We start from the raw sequence: 15,618 nt of genomic DNA, 5'->3' as shown, positions 1-15,618 counted from the left end.
TGCGCTCGGCCGTTTCCCACAACTGAGAGATCCCCCGATGGCAAGAGTCCTCCCCATGCTGATCAGGCGATTACTGATACTGATCCCCCTGATCCTCGGCATCATCGCTTTCGTCTTCATCGTGATGCAGTTCGCGCCTACCGATCCCGCAACCGCGGCGTTCAACGGCGGCAACCCGACTGCGGAGCAGTTGCAGCAGTTCAAAGAAGAGAACGGACTGCTCGATCCGCTTCCGCTGCAATACGTTCACTTCGTGACCGATCTGGTCAGCGGCAACATGGGCGACAGTCTGATTTCCGGTACCCCGGTGTTGGATTCGATCTCCACCGCTCTGCCACTGACCATTCAGCTCACGGTTCTCGGACTGGTGATCGCCGTCGTGCTCTCACTGATCTTCGGTGTCACCAGTGCACTGTTCCGCGATCGTTGGCCGGATCAGGTCATCCGAGTGATCTCACTCGGTGGTGTGGCTGCACCGTCATTCTGGTTGGCACTGCTGATGATTCAGTATCTGGCCGTCCAGCTCGGATGGTTCCCCACCGGTGGCTACGTCAATCCGAGCGACTCCGTCACCGACTGGCTCTGGTACATGGCACTCCCCGCCCTGTCCCTGTCACTGCCCGTCGCAGCACAACTCACGCGCATCATCCGTACGTCCATGGTCGAAGAGTTGGACAAGGACTACGTCCGAACCGCGATCGGCAGCGGCCTGCCCTATCACGTGGTGATCGGCCGAAACGTGTTGCGTAACGCGCTGATCAACCCGCTCACCGTCCTGGGTCTACGGGTCGGATACCTCCTCGGTGGCGCTGTGGTCATCGAGCAGATCTTCGGCCTGCCCGGCATGGGTCAGCTGATGATCAACGGCGTCACCAACGGTGACCCCGCAGTCGTTCAGGGTGTTGTCATCGTCATCGCGGTCGGCTTCGTCATCGTCAACCTCGCCGTCGACATCCTCTACCTGCTCGTCAATCCACGACTTCGGAGCGCAGCATGATGAGAAGAAAACTCACCGAGAAGCTTTCGCGACCCGGCATCACCTTTTCTCGCTTCCCCCTCTCGGCGTGGCTCTCGATGGCCGTTCTCGCGATCATCGTGCTCGCCTGCCTGTTCGCGCCGCTGATCACGCAGTACACACCGCTCGAACAGGCGGTCGGTTCCTCCGGCCCCAGCTCCGCACACTGGTTCGGACAGGACAGTCTCGGCCGAGATCTGTTCAGCCGCTTGCTCTACGGCGGACGCTGGTCACTGACCATCGGTCTCGGTTCCACTTTCCTCGCACTGTGCGCCGGCGCTCTCATCGGATCGGTGGCCGCAACGAGCCGAAAAGGCGTCGACGAGACCATCATGCGTGTGCTCGACGTGGTCATGGCGTTCCCGGGCATCGCGCTCGCTGCCGTACTCGTCGCAGCATTCGGTGGTTCCATCCCGGTTCTGATCGTCACTATCGCGTTCCTCTACACGCCGATGGTTGCCCGCGTCGTTCGGGCGAACGTTCTCGCTCAGTACGGCGAGGATTACGTCGCGGCCGAAAAGGTCATCGGCGCAAGAACTTCGCACATCGTCGTCAAGCACGTCGTGGCCAACTGTGCTGCGCCCGTTCTCGTCTTCTGCACTGTCATGGTCGCCGACGCCATCGTGCTCGAGGCCAGCCTGTCGTTCATCGGCGCCGGTGTCCGTCCCCCGGATCCGTCGTGGGGATCGGTGATCGCCGACGGCAAGAACATGGTCCTTCTCGGTGGTTGGTGGGCAACGGTGTTCCCCGGACTGCTCATTCTGCTGACGGTGCTCTCCCTCAACGTGCTCGCCGAGGGGCTCACCGACGCGATGGCCGACCCGAGCCTGAAGAAGACCAAGAAGACGCCCTCTGCACTGGAAGCAGCGCAGACCGCCGCAGCGGAGGAGACCTCCAACGAACTCGTTCTGGAGGACGAAGCGGCACTGAGCGCCGACAGCTCGGAGTTGTCCGACGACTTCGCCGACCCGAGCGTCGTGAAAGATGTTCTCGAGCCGGCCGCGGAGCCGACGCCTCTCGAAACTCACCTGAAGATCCTGGCGGAAACCGAGCGCTCTCGCACGGATCGTCTTGTGTACGAGGGCGATGCAGCGCCACTCCTCGAGGTCCGCAATCTCACGATCCGGTTCCCGGAACGCTACGGAGACACGGCGATCGTCGACAACGTGAGCTTCACCGTCCGCCCGAACGAGACGATGGCGCTCGTCGGCGAGTCCGGTTGCGGAAAGTCGCTCACCTCGCTGGCGATCATGGGCCTGCTACCCAAGACGGCAGTGGTGACCGGCGAGATCCTGTTCGACGGAGTCAACGTCCTCGAGCTGAACAACCGGGAGCGAAACAAGCTGCGCGGGCACGACATGGCCATGATCTACCAGGATGCGCTGAGTTCGCTCAATCCCGCGATGCTGATCCGCGCCCAGTTCAAGCAGCTCACCAAGCGTGGCGGTACCCGCACGGCCGAGGAATTGCTCGAACTCGTCGGACTCGATCCGGTACGCACTCTCGCCAGCTACCCGCACGAGTTGTCCGGTGGTCAGCGTCAGCGCGTTCTGATCGCCATGTCGCTCACCCGCAGTCCGCGGTTGATCGTCGCGGACGAGCCCACCACCGCTCTCGACGTCACCGTCCAGGCCCAGGTCGTGGACTTGCTCAACGACCTTCGGGAAAAGCTGGGATTTGCGATGGTCTTCGTCAGCCACGACTTGGCACTGGTTGCCTCGCTGGCCCACAAGATCACGGTGATGTATGCCGGTCAGGTCGTCGAGTCGGCCCCGACAAGCGATCTGCTCGTCGATCCCCGCCACGAATACACCCAGGGCCTTCTCGGTGCCGTTCTCTCGATCGAGGACGAAGCGCCGCGACTGCATCAGATTCAGGGAACTGTGCCCTCACCCGGAAGCTTCGCGCCGGGAGACCGTTTCGCCGAGCGTTCCACTCGCCCGGACTCCGATCCCCTGCGAAAGCCGGAGATGGTCCGTATCGACGGGACCGAGCATTGGTTCGCCAACCAGTCCGCGACTCCCGCACATGCAGAATCGGAATTGGAGAGCGTGCGATGACTACAGCTGAAGCACCCATCCTGGAACTGAAGAACATTCACGTCGTCCACAAGACCCGTTCGGGATCACTTTTCAAACCCGGCACGGTTCACGCGGTCAACGATGTCAGTATCGACGTACGACGAGGGACGACGATCGGCATCGTGGGCGAGTCGGGTTGTGGCAAGTCCACTCTGGCGAAAGTCATGGTCGGACTGCAGAAACCGACGTCGGGCGACGTGGTCTTCCGCGGCCGAAGCGCTCTGACCCGGTCGGCGGGCGTTCGCAAGGAGTTCGGGCGGGCGATCTCGATTGTCTTCCAAGATCCGGCTACCGCACTCAATCCGCGAATGACGGTGGCCGACATCCTCACCGATCCACTCGACGTCCACGGCATCGGCAACCGCGCGAGCCGGACCGCCCGAGTTCGCGAGCTGGTCGGTTTGGTCGGGCTCCCCCAATCTGCACTCGAAGTCATCCCGAGCCAGATCTCCGGCGGTCAGCGTCAACGTGTCGCGATCGCACGTGCACTCGCGCTCGAACCTGACGTCATCGTGGCCGACGAGCCGACGTCGGCTCTCGACGTCTCGGTGCGCGCGCAGATCCTGAACCTGCTCAGCGACATCAAGGCTCGGTTGGGGCTCGGCATGGTGTTCATCTCGCACGACATACAGACGGTGCGGTACGTCGCCGACACCATCGTCGTCATGAACGCCGGGCGGATCGTCGAGCAGGGAACGGCGCAGGAAGTATTCGACAACCCGTCGGATCCGTATACGGCCAAACTGCTGGGTGCGGCGCCCAGTCTCCTGCAACGCACCGTTGACGTGGGTTGACCAATGGAGCGGATGACCGGACATAGGATGAAGGACGTTCGTATCAGAAAAGGGGAATCGATGTCTGTCCGGAGTGGCACACAGGGCGCTCGTTTCAGCGCGCAAAACCGCATGCGCGCACTTCAGACGGACATCATGAACTTGATCCTCGAACGCAGACTCTCCCCCGGCGACCCGATGCCCACCGAGGCCGAACTGTCCGAGGAATTGGGAATCGGCCGGAACACGCTCCGGGAGGCGCTCAAGGTTCTGCAGGCCTTGGGCGTCGTCGAAATCCGTCACGGCTTCGGAATGTTCGTCGCCCCGAGCAACTTCGACGCTCTCGCCGACGGTCTGACCTTCCGTGGCCGGTTGTCCTTGCAGGGCACCGGGCACGAGGCGATGGAATTGGTCGATATTCGTCAAGCACTCGAGACCGGACTGATCGGTGCGGCGATGGCCGAGATGACGTCGGCCGACCATGCTGACCTCGACGAACTCGTCACCGGCATGGAGGTCCGTGCCGCCGCCGGGAAGAACTTCTCCGACATCGACGCGACCTTTCACTCCCGCCTGTACTCCCCGCTCGACAACCAGGTCCTCGCTCAGTTGATGGACGTCTTCTGGCAGGTGTACAGCGAGATCCAGCAGGCCATCGGGCATTCGGATACGCCACTGATCGACATCGCGTCGAAGCATCGTGCGATTCTCGACGCGATCCGTACGGGTGATGCAGTCGAGGCGGCGCACACTCTCGATGTGCACTTCGGTGGCCTGCGCGAGCGGATCGCCAGTCTTCATGCGTCCGAAGCGCAGTAATCTCGAAACACGTGATTTTGCTCCGCTGTCTCACCATCGCGCCCGTTCTTCCGGCAAAATTACGGGTATGAAGAACCCGAACCTGACGCCTTCGCGCGTTCTCGCAGTTGTCCTCGCTGCCGCCTTGGTCATTTTCGTGATCGCACGTCGCCGCGACGACGGCGTTCTCAGCCGCGGAGAATGGTTGTCGGACAGCGTCGGACCGGACGACCTCGCCGGCTGAAACGACGTATGCCCTCGACCGAAACTCGGCCGAGGGCATACGTACGTGTCATCTACTACTTCATCGAATCCAGTCGGGTTCGCGCGTCCTCGAACCCTGACACCAGCTCGGCCATGACCTCGGCGACCGGGCGGATTTCGTTCATCCGTCCCACGATCTGACCGACGGGCATTGCCACAACTTCCGGGTTCTCCGATGCAGCGATTCTCTGATGAGCGTCGCTGACCAGTAGGTTCTGCAGCGGCATCGGCAAGGGCGCCGGTGCTCCCGGGTTCGACCAGGCTTCCGTCCACTTGGTCTTGAGCAACCGAGCGGGCTTACCCGAGTAGATGCGCGAACGTACGGTGTCGGCCGACGTCGCGCCCAACAGTGCACGCTGAATAGCGGACGGGCCTTCGCCCGATGCACTGCCGAGTTTGTATTCGGACGTGGTGAGCCAGTACGAGCCCATCCACACTCCGGACGCACCGAGCGCGAGTGCAGCAGCCACCTGACGGCCGCTGCCGATACCGCCGGCAGCCAGCACGGCAGCCGAATCGCCGAGTGCATCAACGATTTCCGGAACCAGAACCATCGACGCAATCTCGCCGGTGTGACCGCCGGCCTCGTAGCCCTGCGCAATCACGATGTCGACGCCGTTCTCGACGTGACGACGTGCATGCTCGACGGCGCCGGCCAGTGCTGCCACCGGCACGCCCTTCTCGTGTGCCTGATCGATCACGTCCTTCGGGGGCGATCCCAGTGCATTCGCGATCAACGCAATCCGATGTCCCAGAGCAACATCGACGTGAGATCGCGCCACCGAGTGAAGCCATCCCAGTACGCCGGTCGCATGTTCGACGTCGTCGGAAAGCGGCGGCACACCCAACTCGTCGAGTGTGCGATTGACGAAGGCGCGGTGCTCCTCCGGAATGAGCTTGTCGAGGTCGACGGCGCCGCCCTCGGTCGGCACCTTGGCCGGCATGACGATGTCGACGCCGTACGGCTTACCGTCGGTGTTCTCGTCCATCCACGTCAGTGCGGCTTCGAGCTCTTCCGGGTCGTTGAACCGGACGCAACCGAGAACACCAAGACCGCCCGCGCGACTGATGGCGGCCGCGACGTGCTCGGAGGGAGTGAATCCGAAGATCGGGTATTCGATGCCGAACTTGTCGGCGAGATCCGAACGCATCAGGCTTCCACGCTTTCTGCCGGTGACGCCACAGGAGCGCCGTTTCCGTTGTGATCGTCAGCCTCGCGCGATTCCGTCTCGGCTTTCGCCCAGCGGTAGTCGGGCTTGCCTGCCGGGTTGCGCTTGATCTGGTCCACGAACCACACGCTGCGCGGAACCTTGTATCCGGCAATCTCTTTGCGCGCTGCGGTGGCGATGTCGTGCAGCGTCGGCGACGTGCCTTCGCGTACCTGAACCACTGCGGCAACGCGCTGACCGAACCGGTCGTCGGGGATACCGACCACCAGCACGTCGAAGATGTCCGGGTGCGCCTTCAAAGCGCCCTCGACCTCTTCCGGGTACACCTTCTCGCCGCCGCTGTTGATGGACACCGAACCGCGGCCGAGCATCGTGACTGTGCCGTCGGCTTCGACCTGCGCGTAGTCGCCGGGGATCGAGTAACGAACACCGTTGATCGTGCGGAAGGTTTCGGCCGTCTTGACCTCGTCCTTGTAGTAACCGAGCGGGATGTTGCCCCTGCGAGCGAGCATGCCGCGCTTGCCCGAACCGGGCTCGACCTCGTTACCGTCATCGTCGAGAACCGTTGTGGAGGCGTCGATCTTGACCGTCGGACCGCCAGTGTGCTTCTGCCCCTTGCTCAATACTGCCAGTCCGCCGAAGCCGGTCTCGGACGCGCCGATGGAGTCCGTCAGCAGGCGGTTGGGCAGCAGTTCGAGGAACTGCTCCTGGATGCTCGGCGAGAAGAGGGCAGCACTGCTGGCCATCACGTAGAGCGTCGAAAGATCGTACGGCTCACCGGTCTCCGGGTTTCCGGCGATCAGTGCGTCGAGCATCGGGCGGCCCATTGCATCGCCCGTGATGAAGATCAGGTTGACCTTGTGCTTGTCGATGTTCTGCCACACCTCGTGGGCGTCGAACTCCGGGTGCATCAAACAGGTTCCGCCGCCGAAGAGGCTGTGGAACACCGCCGACTGGGAGCCGCCGTGAATCATCGGGGGGATCGGGTAGCGGATCATGCTCGGGTTGGCAGCGCCGACCTTCGCCATCTCGTACTCGTCCTCGACCGGAACTCCGGTGACGAAGTTGATGCCGCCGCCGAGCACACGCCACCAGTCCTCGTGACGCCACATGACGCCCTTGGGGCTACCGGTCGTGCCGCCGGTGTAGAGCATGAAGATGTCGTCGTTGCTGCGATCTTCGAAATCGCGCTCACCCGAACTCTGCGCGAGTGCGTCCTCGTAGCCGATGCCGAAAGCACTGAAGTCCAGATCGGTGCCGTCCTCGACCACGATGACGGATTTGACCTTGGGAGTGTTCGGCAGGACGTTCGCGACCTTGTCCGAGTAGCGGCGCTCGTGAATGAGCGCAACCATGTCGGAGTTGTCGAAGATGTACTGCAACTCGTTCTCGACGTACCGGTAATTGATGTTGACCATCACGGCCCGGATTTTGAAAACGGCGACCATGGCCTCGATCGCCTCGATGACGTTCCGGCAGTAGATGCCGACCTTGTCACCCGGCTGAACGCCATGTTCACGCAGGTAGTGACCGAGGCGATTCGCCCGGTCCTCCAACTGCGCATAAGTCGACTCGCGATTGTCCGAGACCAGCGCAACGCGGTCCGGAACGAGGTCGATTGCGTGCTCTACGAAGTCTGCGATGTTAAGGGCCACGAGATCAAAGTAGAACGTGTTACCGTTTCTGGCAAGACCCAATTTGAGAGCCAGCTCACAGACCCGCCAGGAGCCATCAGTGTCCACTTCGACGACCGAAAAATCAGACATTTCGGAAACCGCGCCGCATTGCCTCGTGGAGAAGCGCGGTCACGTCCTCATCGTGACCATGAACCGCCCCGAGCGTAAGAACGCCATCACCGGCGAGATGATGGCGATCATGGTCGATGCCTGGGACCAGGTCGACAACGACCCCGAGATCCGCGTCGCCATCCTCACCGGTGCGGGCGGCGACTTCTGCGCCGGCGCCGACCTCAAGAACATGTCCGCCAAGCCGCCGGGAGATTCCTTCGCGGGCGGTGGAGTCGACATGTCCAAGATCGAAGGCCTTCTCAAGGGTCGTCGGTTGACCAAGCCGCTGATCGCCGCCGTCGAGGGTGCAGCCATCGCCGGCGGAACCGAAATCCTGCAGGGCACCGACATCCGCGTTGCGGGTGAGAGCGCCAAGTTCGGCGTCTCCGAAGCCAAGTGGGGGCTCTTCCCGCTCGGCGGTTCCGCAGTGCGCCTGGTGCGACAGATTCCGTACACGATCGCAGCCGACATCCTGCTCACCGGCCGTCACATCAAGGCTCCGGAGGCCAAGGAGATCGGACTCATCGGCCACGTCGTCCCGGACGGCCAAGCACTCGACAAGGCACTCGAGCTCGCCGACCTGATCAGTGCCAACGGCCCTCTCGCCGTCCAGGCGATCCTCAAGACCATCCGCGACACCGAGGGCATGCACGAGGAAGAGGCCTTCCAGATCGACGCGCAGCTGGGCATGAAGGTGTTCATGAGCGCCGACGCCAAGGAGGGCCCGCGGGCTTTCGGCGAGAAGCGAGCGCCCCAGTTCAAGGGCGTCTGACCCACCCCTTCCCTCCCCCTTCTCGGTGCGCCCTCTCGGTCCCACCCACCCCCTTTCCGAGCGAACGTACCTTTCGGCGCCTTCAGTGCGCCGAAAGGCACTTTCACTCAGCCGGTTTCGTCCAATTTCACCCATCTCGACCTCGCGAACACCTGCGGCCGGGGACGTGACTGCGCCAATCTGTAGTGCGCACGCAGGTCCTCGATCACGCGATCAGGGTCCGTTCGCAGTGCACTGGGCACCGTCGGTAACACGATGATTCCCGCATTCTGCATACGCGTCCGGCGTTCCACCGTGCGCTTGTAGTCCGTCGGCGCGGCATGCCATTCCAAGGAGTCGATGTCCCACGCGAAGGCAACCGAATCGATCCATCCGTCCGGAATTGCGATGAAGTCCCCCTTCGCATCCCGGATCTCATGGTTGAACAACATTTCCGGCAGTCCACTCCGCTGCCAGAGTTTTCGCGCGTGAACCTCAGGCACCGAGTGGACGTTCGCGTTCACTTCGCGCAACACGACGCGAGGTAGCGCGGAACCCCGACTGCTACCAGCGTCGAGTTCCTTCGCAAGTTCGCGCACCGAGACGTCGCCGCGCTGAACAGCCTCAGCGATGAGTGCCCGTGCGGGGTCGAGGGCCTTGCACCGCCTCGCAGCGTCGAGTAGCGCTCGCGGCAGCGGCGCACAGCGCAGACTGTTCCGAATCTCCGGCTCAGGCAATCGAACAGTGCGCTCTACCGTGACGAATCCGACCGATTGAACTCGACGGTCGATGGGGATGAGCACCTGCACATCCCCCGCATGCGTTCGATATCCGTACTCCGACATGGCAGATCGCCCAGTCAGCAGGGACTCGTCACCGCTCAACATGAGCGCCGCGATCGAGCGTTGACGTGGCGTCGGTTGACCGTTCCTGAGCAGGATGACCCCCGGCAATATGCGCTGCCACGGTCCACCCACCCGACACCGGGTGTGCACTGCGGAGTTGGACACGCCCAATCGCGCCAACTCCGCCGTTCGGATCACTCCGCTTCGACTGACGCGGTATATCGCGTCCAGATCATCGCCCCACGTTCCACGCCGCATGGTTGCAGCATGACTCGAGCAGCAGCGCGGGCCCCCGCGCCGACCTGGGGTTTCGGTGTGCCTGTGGATAACTTTGGGCGAGCGAACGGCACGTTGAGCGCCTCAGATGCGCTGAACGTGCCGTTCGCTCGAAAAAAAAGGGGGGTACCGCTCGAGAAACGGCAGGCCCCGCTCAACCACCCACCGCGGCCGCGAGCTCTCGCACATGGTCGGCGTCGCGGCAGGTCACCAGCAGCATCGTGACTCCGGCTTCCTCCCAACGCTTCACGTCGGCGCGCACCTCGTCGACGTTGCCGATGATCATGGTCTCGGTGACCATTTCGTCGGGGACGACGGCAGCGGCTTCGTCCTTGCGGCCCGACATGAAGAGACGGCCGATCTCGTCGACCTCCTGCTCGTAACCCATCCGCTTGTAGACCTGCGCGTGAAAGTTCAACTCCGGGGCGCCCATTCCGCCGACGTAGAGGGCGGTCATCGGCTTGAGAGCGGCGATGGCAGCGGCGCGATCGTCGGTCACGATGACCTGACACGTGGCGGCCACCTCGAAGTCTTCGCGGCTACGACGGGCCCCGGCGCGCGCGAACCCTTCGTCGAGCCACTTGTTGTACATCGGGGCCAGGCGCGGGGTGTAGTAGATCGCCAGCCAGCCGTCGGCGATTTCGCCGGCGAGCGCGACGTTCTTCGGCCCTTCGGCGCCGAGCCAGATCGGGATGTCTGCACGCAAGGGGTGCGTAATGGCCTTGAGCGGCTTGCCAAGTCCCGAACTGCCCGGTCCCGCATACGGTAGAGGGTAGTGCGGTCCGGGGCTGGTGACGGGCGCTTCACGGGCAAGAACCTGGCGCACGATCGAGACGTATTCGCGAGTGCGAGCCAGCGGCTTCTCGAACGGCTGGCCGTACCAACCTTCGACGACCTGCGGGCCGGATACGCCGAGCCCGAGGATCGTTCGCCCACCGTTGAGGTGATCGAGAGTGAGCGCGTGCATGGCACAGCTGGTCGGTGTTCGCGCCGAAATCTGTACGACGGAAGTACCGAGCCGAACCGTCTCGGTGCGCGATCCCCACCAGGCGAGCGGGGTGAAAGCGTCCGAGCCCCACGACTCCGCCGCGAAGACCGCGTCGAATCCCGCACCTTCGGCGGCTCCGATCAGTTCCGGGGCGTTCGCCGGCGGCTGTGCGCCCCAGTATCCGAGTTGCAACCCAAGCTTCATCGCACGCCTCCACATTGCCGGTGATCAGAAGTGACTCTTGCCACAATCTCTAGAACCTGTTCTACTCGATCTTGTGACCATCGGAAAGAGCGGGGTGGCCGACAAGCCCCTGAGCGCACCATTGAATCTCCATTTCGACTACACCAGATCGACGGGACCGACCATCGGCGCGTTCGTGACTGCCCTGCGTGATCGCAAGGTGATCGGCGCCCGTGGGTCGAACGGTCGTGTCTTCGTGCCGCCACCGGAATTCGATCCGGACACGGCCGAACCACTGACCGACTTCGTCGGGGTATCCGACGGCGGAACGGTCGTGAGTTGGACGTGGATGCCCGAACCCATCGAGGGGCAACCCCTGACGAAACCCTTCGCGTGGGCCCTGATCAAGCTCGACGGCGCGGACACGTCCATGCTCCACGCGGTCGACGTCGACTCCCCCGACGACATCAGCACCGGCCTGCGGGTCCGTGCTCGCTGGGCGTCGGAGCGGATCGGGCAGATCAAGGACATCGAGTGCTTCGAACCAGGTGAGAGCGAAAATGGAATCGCGACAGTCGATTCCAACGCCGATCCTGTCACCATGATCACGACCCCCGTCGACCTGCACTTCATGCATTCCGCTTCGGCAGAGGAGAGTTTCTACCTCCGTGGTCTCGCAGAGGGCAAGCTGATCGGTGGTCGCAGCGGACCCGAGGACAAGATCTACATCCCTCCGCGCGGCGCCAATCCCACCAACGGGAAGCCGACGAGCGAGCAGATCGAACTGCCGGACAAGGGAATTGTCACCACCTTCTGCATCGTCAACGTCCCGTTCCTCGGGCAGCGGATCAAACCTCCCTACGTTGCCGCCTACGTGCTCCTCGACGGGGCCGACATTCCGTTCCTGCACCTGATCCTCGAATGTGATGCCGCGGACGTACGGATGGGCATGCGGGTCGAAGCCAAGTGGAAGCCTCGCGAAGAGTGGGGTTACACCCTCGAGAACATCGAATACTTCCGGCCGACAGGTGAACCCGACGCCGAGTACTCCACCTTCCAACACCACCTGTGAGGCTCCTGAAATGACTTCTGCAGACATCGCAGTCGTGGGCTTTGCTCAGGCACCCCACGTCCGCGAAACCAACGGCACCACCAACGGCGTCGAGATGCTCGTCCCGTGCTTCCAGCAGCTCTACAGCGATCTGGGAATCACCAAGTCCGACATCGGCTTCTGGTGCTCCGGATCTTCCGACTACCTGGCCGGACGTGCGTTCTCCTTCATCTCGGCCATCGACTCCATCGGAGCGGTACCGCCGATCAACGAATCTCACGTCGAGATGGACGCCGCGTGGGCGTTCTACGAAGCGTGGATCAAGATCTTGACCGGCGAGGTCGAGACCGCGCTGGTGTACGGCTTCGGCAAATCCTCCGCCGGGCACCTGCGCAAGATCCTGTCCATGCAGCTCGATCCGTACCTCGTCACTCCGCTGTGGCCAGACTCCGTCTCGATCGCCGGACTTCAAGCCCGGCTCGGACTCGACGCGGGTAAATGGACGCAAGAGGACATGGCGGAGGTTGCCGCTCGCAGCCGTCGCCACGCGCTGAGCAATCCGAAGGCTCAGCTCGCAGGCGAGGTCGACATCGAGGCCCTGCTTGCAAGTCCATTCCTTGCAGATCCGTTGCGCGCACACGATTGTGCGCCCATCACCGACGGCGCGGCAGCAATCGTCCTGGCCTCGGGCACCCGTGCGCGAGACCTGTGCGAGCGGCCGGCGTGGATCACCGGACTCGAGCATCGCATCGACTCGCCCAACCTGGGTGCACGTGACCTGACGACGTCGCCGTCCACTACGTCGGCAGCCAAGGCGGCAACGGGCGGCGAGGTCGGCAACATCGACGTCGCCGAACTGCATGCCCCGTTCACTCACCAGGAATTGATCCTGAAGGAAGCGATCGGTCTGACCGACGCCACCACGATCAACCCGTCCGGCGGTCCGCTCAGCGGCAACCCGCTGTTCGCCGGTGGTCTGGAACGAATCGGCCACGCCGCCAAGGCAATCTTCGACGGTCAGGCGAATCGCGCGCTGGCTCATGCAACAAGCGGCCCTGTGCTGCAGCAGAACCTGGTAGCAGTCTTGGAGGGACGAAACTGATGGCCGGAACGCCTCAACTCGCGGCCGTGCTCGGCACCGGCCAAACTCACTACGTCGCAAAGCGTCACGACGTCTCGATGGCGGGCATGGTCCGAGAAGCCATCGACGCCGCCATGGTCGACGCCAACGTCGGCTGGGACGACATCGACGCCGTCGTCATCGGAAAGGCCCCCGACTTGTTCGAGGGTTCGATGATGCCGGAACTCGCCATGTCGGATGCCCTGGGCGCCAACGGAAAGCCGCTGCTGCGTGTTCACACAGCCGGCTCGGTAGGCGGTTCGACGGCCATCGTTGCCTCCAGCCTGGTCAAATCCGGTGTCCACAAGCGGGTTCTGACGGTTTCCTGGGAGAAGCAGTCCGAGTCGAACGCGATGTGGGCCCTGTCCGTACCTGTTCCGTTCAATATGCCCGTCGGCGCCGGTGCCGGTGGATACTTCGCCCCGCACGTCCGTTCGTACATTCGTCGATCGAACGCACCGGAGCACATCGGTTACCTCGTCGCGGTGAAGGATCGGCTCAACGGCAGCCTCAATCCTTATGCGCATCTGCGACAGCCGGACATCACTTTCGAATCGGTGCAGGCATCTCAGATGCTCTGGGACCCGATCCGCTACGACGAAACCTGCCCGTCCTCGGACGGCGCTTGCGCGCTGGTGATCGGCAACGAAGAAGCCGCCGCACAGGTGGAGGCCGAGGGTCGTTCCGTCGCCTGGATCCACGCCACAGCGATGCGCACCGAGCCGACGTTCTACGCCGGACGCGATCAGGTCAATCCGCAGGCCGGACGCGATGCCGCGGCCGCACTGTGGAAGTCCGCGGGAATCACCGATCCGCTGAACGAGATCGACTGCGCCGAAATCTATGTCCCCTTCTCGTGGTTCGAGCCGATGTGGCTCGAGAACCTCGGCTTCGCGGAGGAAGGCCAGGGCTGGAAACTGACCGAGGCCGGCGAAACCGCGATCGGCGGAAAGCTCCCGGTCAATGCCTCTGGCGGTGTTCTCTCCTCCAACCCGATCGGCGCCTCGGGCATGATCCGTTTCGCCGAGTCCGCGATGCAGGTCATGCGACGCGCCGGTGACCACCAGGTGGCCGACGCTCGCAAGGCTCTCGGCCATGCGTACGGCGGTGGCTCGCAGTACTTCTCGATGTGGGTCGTCGGTTCCGAACGTCCCACCACGTAACAGCAGCAAACACGCCGATCAGGAAGAGGCCGAAGATGAAGTACACCGTCGGGGTTGCCATGAACCCCTTGGACCAGTTAGCCGGCATTGCTAAAACTGCCGAGGAATGCGGCTTTTCGTCGATCGCTCTCCCCGATTCACTGTTCTTCATGGAAACGCAGGCGGCGGATTACCCGTACACCCCGGATGGGTCTCGGATGTGGAATGCCGAGACCCCCTGGGTCGATCCGCTGATCGCCGCGGCCGCAATGGGCGCGGTGACCGAGAAGATCGAGTTCTACACCCAGGTACTCAAGCTTGGTAGCCGCAATCCGGTCCTGCTCGCGCGGCAGGTCGGATCGGTAGCGGCACTGACGAACAACCGCTTCGGCTTCGGCGTCGGAATCGGTTGGGCTCCGGAAGAGTTCGAGTGGTGCGGCGCGCCGTACAAGCGTCGCGGCGCCCGCGTGGACGAGATGATCGACGTCCTCAAACTGATTCTCGGCGGCGGCATGGTCGAGTATCACGGCGAGTTCTTCGATTTCGATCGCCTGCAGATGAGTCCGGCTCCCACCAAGCCGGTTCCGTTCTACGTCGGCGGCCACACCGAGGTCGCACTCAAACGTGCTGCGCGCGTGAGCGACGGTTGGACGTCGGCAATGATCAAGTTCGACGATCTTGTCGGTGTCATCGCAAGACTGCGCGAACTGCGCGCCGAGTACGGACGCGAGAACGAGCCGTTCGAAATCCAGACGGTATGCATCGACCGTTTCGGCAAGGACGGCTACGCCGAACTCGAAGACGCCGGCGTCACGGACATCATCACCGTGCCTTGGGTTTTCGACGGAATCGGATTCGATGCCCCACTGGAGGCAAAGCAGGATTCGATGCGCAAGTTCGCCGAGCAGTACATCAACTGAGGAGCCGCGATGAGTGACGAACACCCCGCCCGCGTCGCGGGTAACGCTTCGCGCGCCGCAGCGAGTGGCAAGAACAAGGAAGCCTGGCTGGACCTCTTCGCCGAGGACGGTTGGGTGGAGGATCCGGTCGGGCCGTCGGGCTTCGATCCCGAAGGCAAAGGGCATCACGGGCGCGAAGCGATCTCCAAGTTCTACGACATGACGATCGCGAACGCGGACAAGCTCGAATTTCTGATCGACGATTCCCTGGTGTGCGGCAACGAGAACGTCAACATCGGCAAGATCCGGACCACCATCGGCGGCTCGATCATCGACGCCGAAGGCGTGTTCGTCTACCGGGTGAACGACGCCGGCCAGATCGCGTCGCTTCGAGCATTCTGGGAAGTGGATCGTGCGATGAAGACGGCACGCAAAGCCTGAGAACCCACAGTACGAGCGCGGCCCCGGTCATCGAC

15 protein-coding genes are annotated in these 15,618 nt (G+C 63.1%); 11 read left to right on the top strand and 4 right to left on the bottom strand.

What is annotated here, in order from left to right:
* Positions 1–37: 37 nt before the first annotated feature.
* The 5 genes from ACFQ6Y_RS15995 to ACFQ6Y_RS15975 all read left to right on the top strand — a co-directional run bounded on the left by ACFQ6Y_RS15995 (position 38) and on the right by ACFQ6Y_RS15975 (position 4,911).
* Positions 38–997, top strand: coding sequence for an ABC transporter permease (locus tag ACFQ6Y_RS15995; protein ID WP_378535219.1), 960 nt, complete (start codon positions 38–40; stop codon positions 995–997).
* Positions 997–3,075, top strand: coding sequence for a dipeptide/oligopeptide/nickel ABC transporter permease/ATP-binding protein (locus ACFQ6Y_RS15990; protein ID WP_378635647.1), 2,079 nt, complete (start codon positions 997–999; stop codon positions 3,073–3,075). The genes ACFQ6Y_RS15995 and ACFQ6Y_RS15990 overlap by 1 nt, the downstream gene beginning before the upstream one ends.
* Complete coding sequence (locus ACFQ6Y_RS15985) at positions 3,072–3,890, top strand: ABC transporter ATP-binding protein (RefSeq protein WP_378634403.1); 819 nt, start codon at positions 3,072–3,074, stop codon at positions 3,888–3,890. The genes ACFQ6Y_RS15990 and ACFQ6Y_RS15985 overlap by 4 nt, the downstream gene beginning before the upstream one ends.
* Positions 3,891–3,950: 60 nt before the next feature.
* The gene (locus ACFQ6Y_RS15980; protein ID WP_007734278.1) at positions 3,951–4,688 is read left to right on the top strand and encodes a FadR/GntR family transcriptional regulator; all 738 of its coding nucleotides are present in this window, start codon (positions 3,951–3,953) and stop codon (positions 4,686–4,688) included.
* A gap of 67 nt (positions 4,689–4,755) precedes the next feature.
* Complete coding sequence (locus tag ACFQ6Y_RS15975; RefSeq protein WP_230814877.1) at positions 4,756–4,911, top strand: hypothetical protein; 156 nt, start codon at positions 4,756–4,758, stop codon at positions 4,909–4,911.
* Positions 4,912–4,966: 55 nt separating this feature from the next.
* Here ACFQ6Y_RS15975 and ACFQ6Y_RS15970 read toward each other — a convergent pair whose 3' ends face one another.
* Together ACFQ6Y_RS15970 and ACFQ6Y_RS15965 are read right to left on the bottom strand one after the other, a co-directional pair.
* Complete coding sequence (locus ACFQ6Y_RS15970) at positions 4,967–6,082, bottom strand: nitronate monooxygenase family protein (RefSeq protein ID WP_003945863.1); 1,116 nt, start codon at positions 6,080–6,082, stop codon at positions 4,967–4,969.
* Entirely contained in the window at positions 6,082–7,755 is a 1,674-nt protein-coding gene (locus ACFQ6Y_RS15965; protein WP_317828340.1) for an acyl-CoA synthetase, read from the bottom strand. The genes ACFQ6Y_RS15970 and ACFQ6Y_RS15965 overlap by 1 nt, the downstream gene beginning before the upstream one ends.
* 79 nt (positions 7,756–7,834) lie before the next feature.
* Here ACFQ6Y_RS15965 and ACFQ6Y_RS15960 point away from each other — a divergent pair, with 79 nt between their 5' ends.
* Positions 7,835–8,659, top strand: a complete 825-nt coding sequence (locus tag ACFQ6Y_RS15960; protein WP_007734275.1) for a crotonase/enoyl-CoA hydratase family protein — start codon at positions 7,835–7,837, stop codon at positions 8,657–8,659.
* 107 nt (positions 8,660–8,766) lie between these two features.
* Here the strand turns inward: ACFQ6Y_RS15960 and ACFQ6Y_RS15955 are convergent, their stop codons facing one another.
* Together ACFQ6Y_RS15955 and ACFQ6Y_RS15950 are read right to left on the bottom strand one after the other, a co-directional pair.
* Complete coding sequence (locus ACFQ6Y_RS15955) at positions 8,767–9,741, bottom strand: hypothetical protein (RefSeq protein WP_378634398.1); 975 nt, start codon at positions 9,739–9,741, stop codon at positions 8,767–8,769.
* A gap of 172 nt (positions 9,742–9,913) precedes the next feature.
* Positions 9,914–10,951 (bottom strand): LLM class F420-dependent oxidoreductase, encoded by a 1,038-nt coding sequence (locus ACFQ6Y_RS15950; protein ID WP_378634394.1) that lies wholly within the window; start codon positions 10,949–10,951, stop codon positions 9,914–9,916.
* A 73-nt stretch (positions 10,952–11,024) separates the two neighbouring features.
* Between ACFQ6Y_RS15950 and ACFQ6Y_RS15945 the strand changes: the two genes are divergently transcribed.
* Genes ACFQ6Y_RS15945 through ACFQ6Y_RS15925 form a run of 5 tightly spaced genes read left to right on the top strand, consistent with a single transcriptional unit; the run spans position 11,025 to position 15,583 of the window.
* Positions 11,025–12,002, top strand: coding sequence for a Zn-ribbon domain-containing OB-fold protein (locus tag ACFQ6Y_RS15945; RefSeq protein ID WP_378535208.1), 978 nt, complete (start codon positions 11,025–11,027; stop codon positions 12,000–12,002).
* Between the two features lie 10 nt (positions 12,003–12,012).
* Entirely contained in the window at positions 12,013–13,083 is a 1,071-nt protein-coding gene (locus tag ACFQ6Y_RS15940; RefSeq protein ID WP_317551508.1) for a thiolase domain-containing protein, read from the top strand.
* Positions 13,083–14,264 (top strand): thiolase domain-containing protein, encoded by a 1,182-nt coding sequence (locus ACFQ6Y_RS15935; protein WP_378535206.1) that lies wholly within the window; start codon positions 13,083–13,085, stop codon positions 14,262–14,264. The genes ACFQ6Y_RS15940 and ACFQ6Y_RS15935 overlap by 1 nt, the downstream gene beginning before the upstream one ends.
* A gap of 35 nt (positions 14,265–14,299) precedes the next feature.
* A complete protein-coding gene (locus ACFQ6Y_RS15930) occupies positions 14,300–15,163 on the top strand; it encodes a TIGR03619 family F420-dependent LLM class oxidoreductase (protein WP_378535204.1) in 864 nt (287 codons plus the stop codon).
* A 9-nt stretch (positions 15,164–15,172) separates the two neighbouring features.
* Entirely contained in the window at positions 15,173–15,583 is a 411-nt protein-coding gene (locus ACFQ6Y_RS15925) for a nuclear transport factor 2 family protein (protein WP_378535202.1), read from the top strand.
* Positions 15,584–15,618 lie beyond the last annotated feature (35 nt).

This window comes from Rhodococcus sp. NPDC056516, assembly GCF_042794655.1.
GTDB lineage: Bacteria > Actinomycetota > Actinomycetes > Mycobacteriales > Mycobacteriaceae > Rhodococcus_F.
This window is presented reverse-complemented; position numbering and strand designations above follow the sequence as displayed.

Bases quoted from the DNA above. Each gene is read 5' to 3' on its own strand.
- ACFQ6Y_RS15995 (WP_378535219.1), top strand. From the start codon at position 38: ATGGCAAGAGTCCTCCCCATGCTGATCAGGCGATTACTGATACTGATC.
- ACFQ6Y_RS15990 (WP_378635647.1), top strand. From the start codon at position 997: ATGAGAAGAAAACTCACCGAGAAGCTTTCGCGACCCGGCATCACCTTT.
- ACFQ6Y_RS15985 (WP_378634403.1), top strand. From the start codon at position 3,072: ATGACTACAGCTGAAGCACCCATCCTGGAACTGAAGAACATTCACGTC.
- ACFQ6Y_RS15980 (WP_007734278.1), top strand. From the start codon at position 3,951: ATGTCTGTCCGGAGTGGCACACAGGGCGCTCGTTTCAGCGCGCAAAAC.
- ACFQ6Y_RS15975 (WP_230814877.1), top strand. From the start codon at position 4,756: ATGAAGAACCCGAACCTGACGCCTTCGCGCGTTCTCGCAGTTGTCCTC.
- ACFQ6Y_RS15970 (WP_003945863.1), bottom strand. From the start codon at position 6,082: ATGCGTTCGGATCTCGCCGACAAGTTCGGCATCGAATACCCGATCTTC.
- ACFQ6Y_RS15955 (WP_378634398.1), bottom strand. From the start codon at position 9,741: ATGCGGCGTGGAACGTGGGGCGATGATCTGGACGCGATATACCGCGTC.
- ACFQ6Y_RS15950 (WP_378634394.1), bottom strand. From the start codon at position 10,951: ATGAAGCTTGGGTTGCAACTCGGATACTGGGGCGCACAGCCGCCGGCG.
- ACFQ6Y_RS15940 (WP_317551508.1), top strand. From the start codon at position 12,013: ATGACTTCTGCAGACATCGCAGTCGTGGGCTTTGCTCAGGCACCCCAC.
- ACFQ6Y_RS15935 (WP_378535206.1), top strand. From the start codon at position 13,083: ATGGCCGGAACGCCTCAACTCGCGGCCGTGCTCGGCACCGGCCAAACT.
- ACFQ6Y_RS15930 (WP_378535204.1), top strand. From the start codon at position 14,300: ATGAAGTACACCGTCGGGGTTGCCATGAACCCCTTGGACCAGTTAGCC.
- ACFQ6Y_RS15925 (WP_378535202.1), top strand. From the start codon at position 15,173: ATGAGTGACGAACACCCCGCCCGCGTCGCGGGTAACGCTTCGCGCGCC.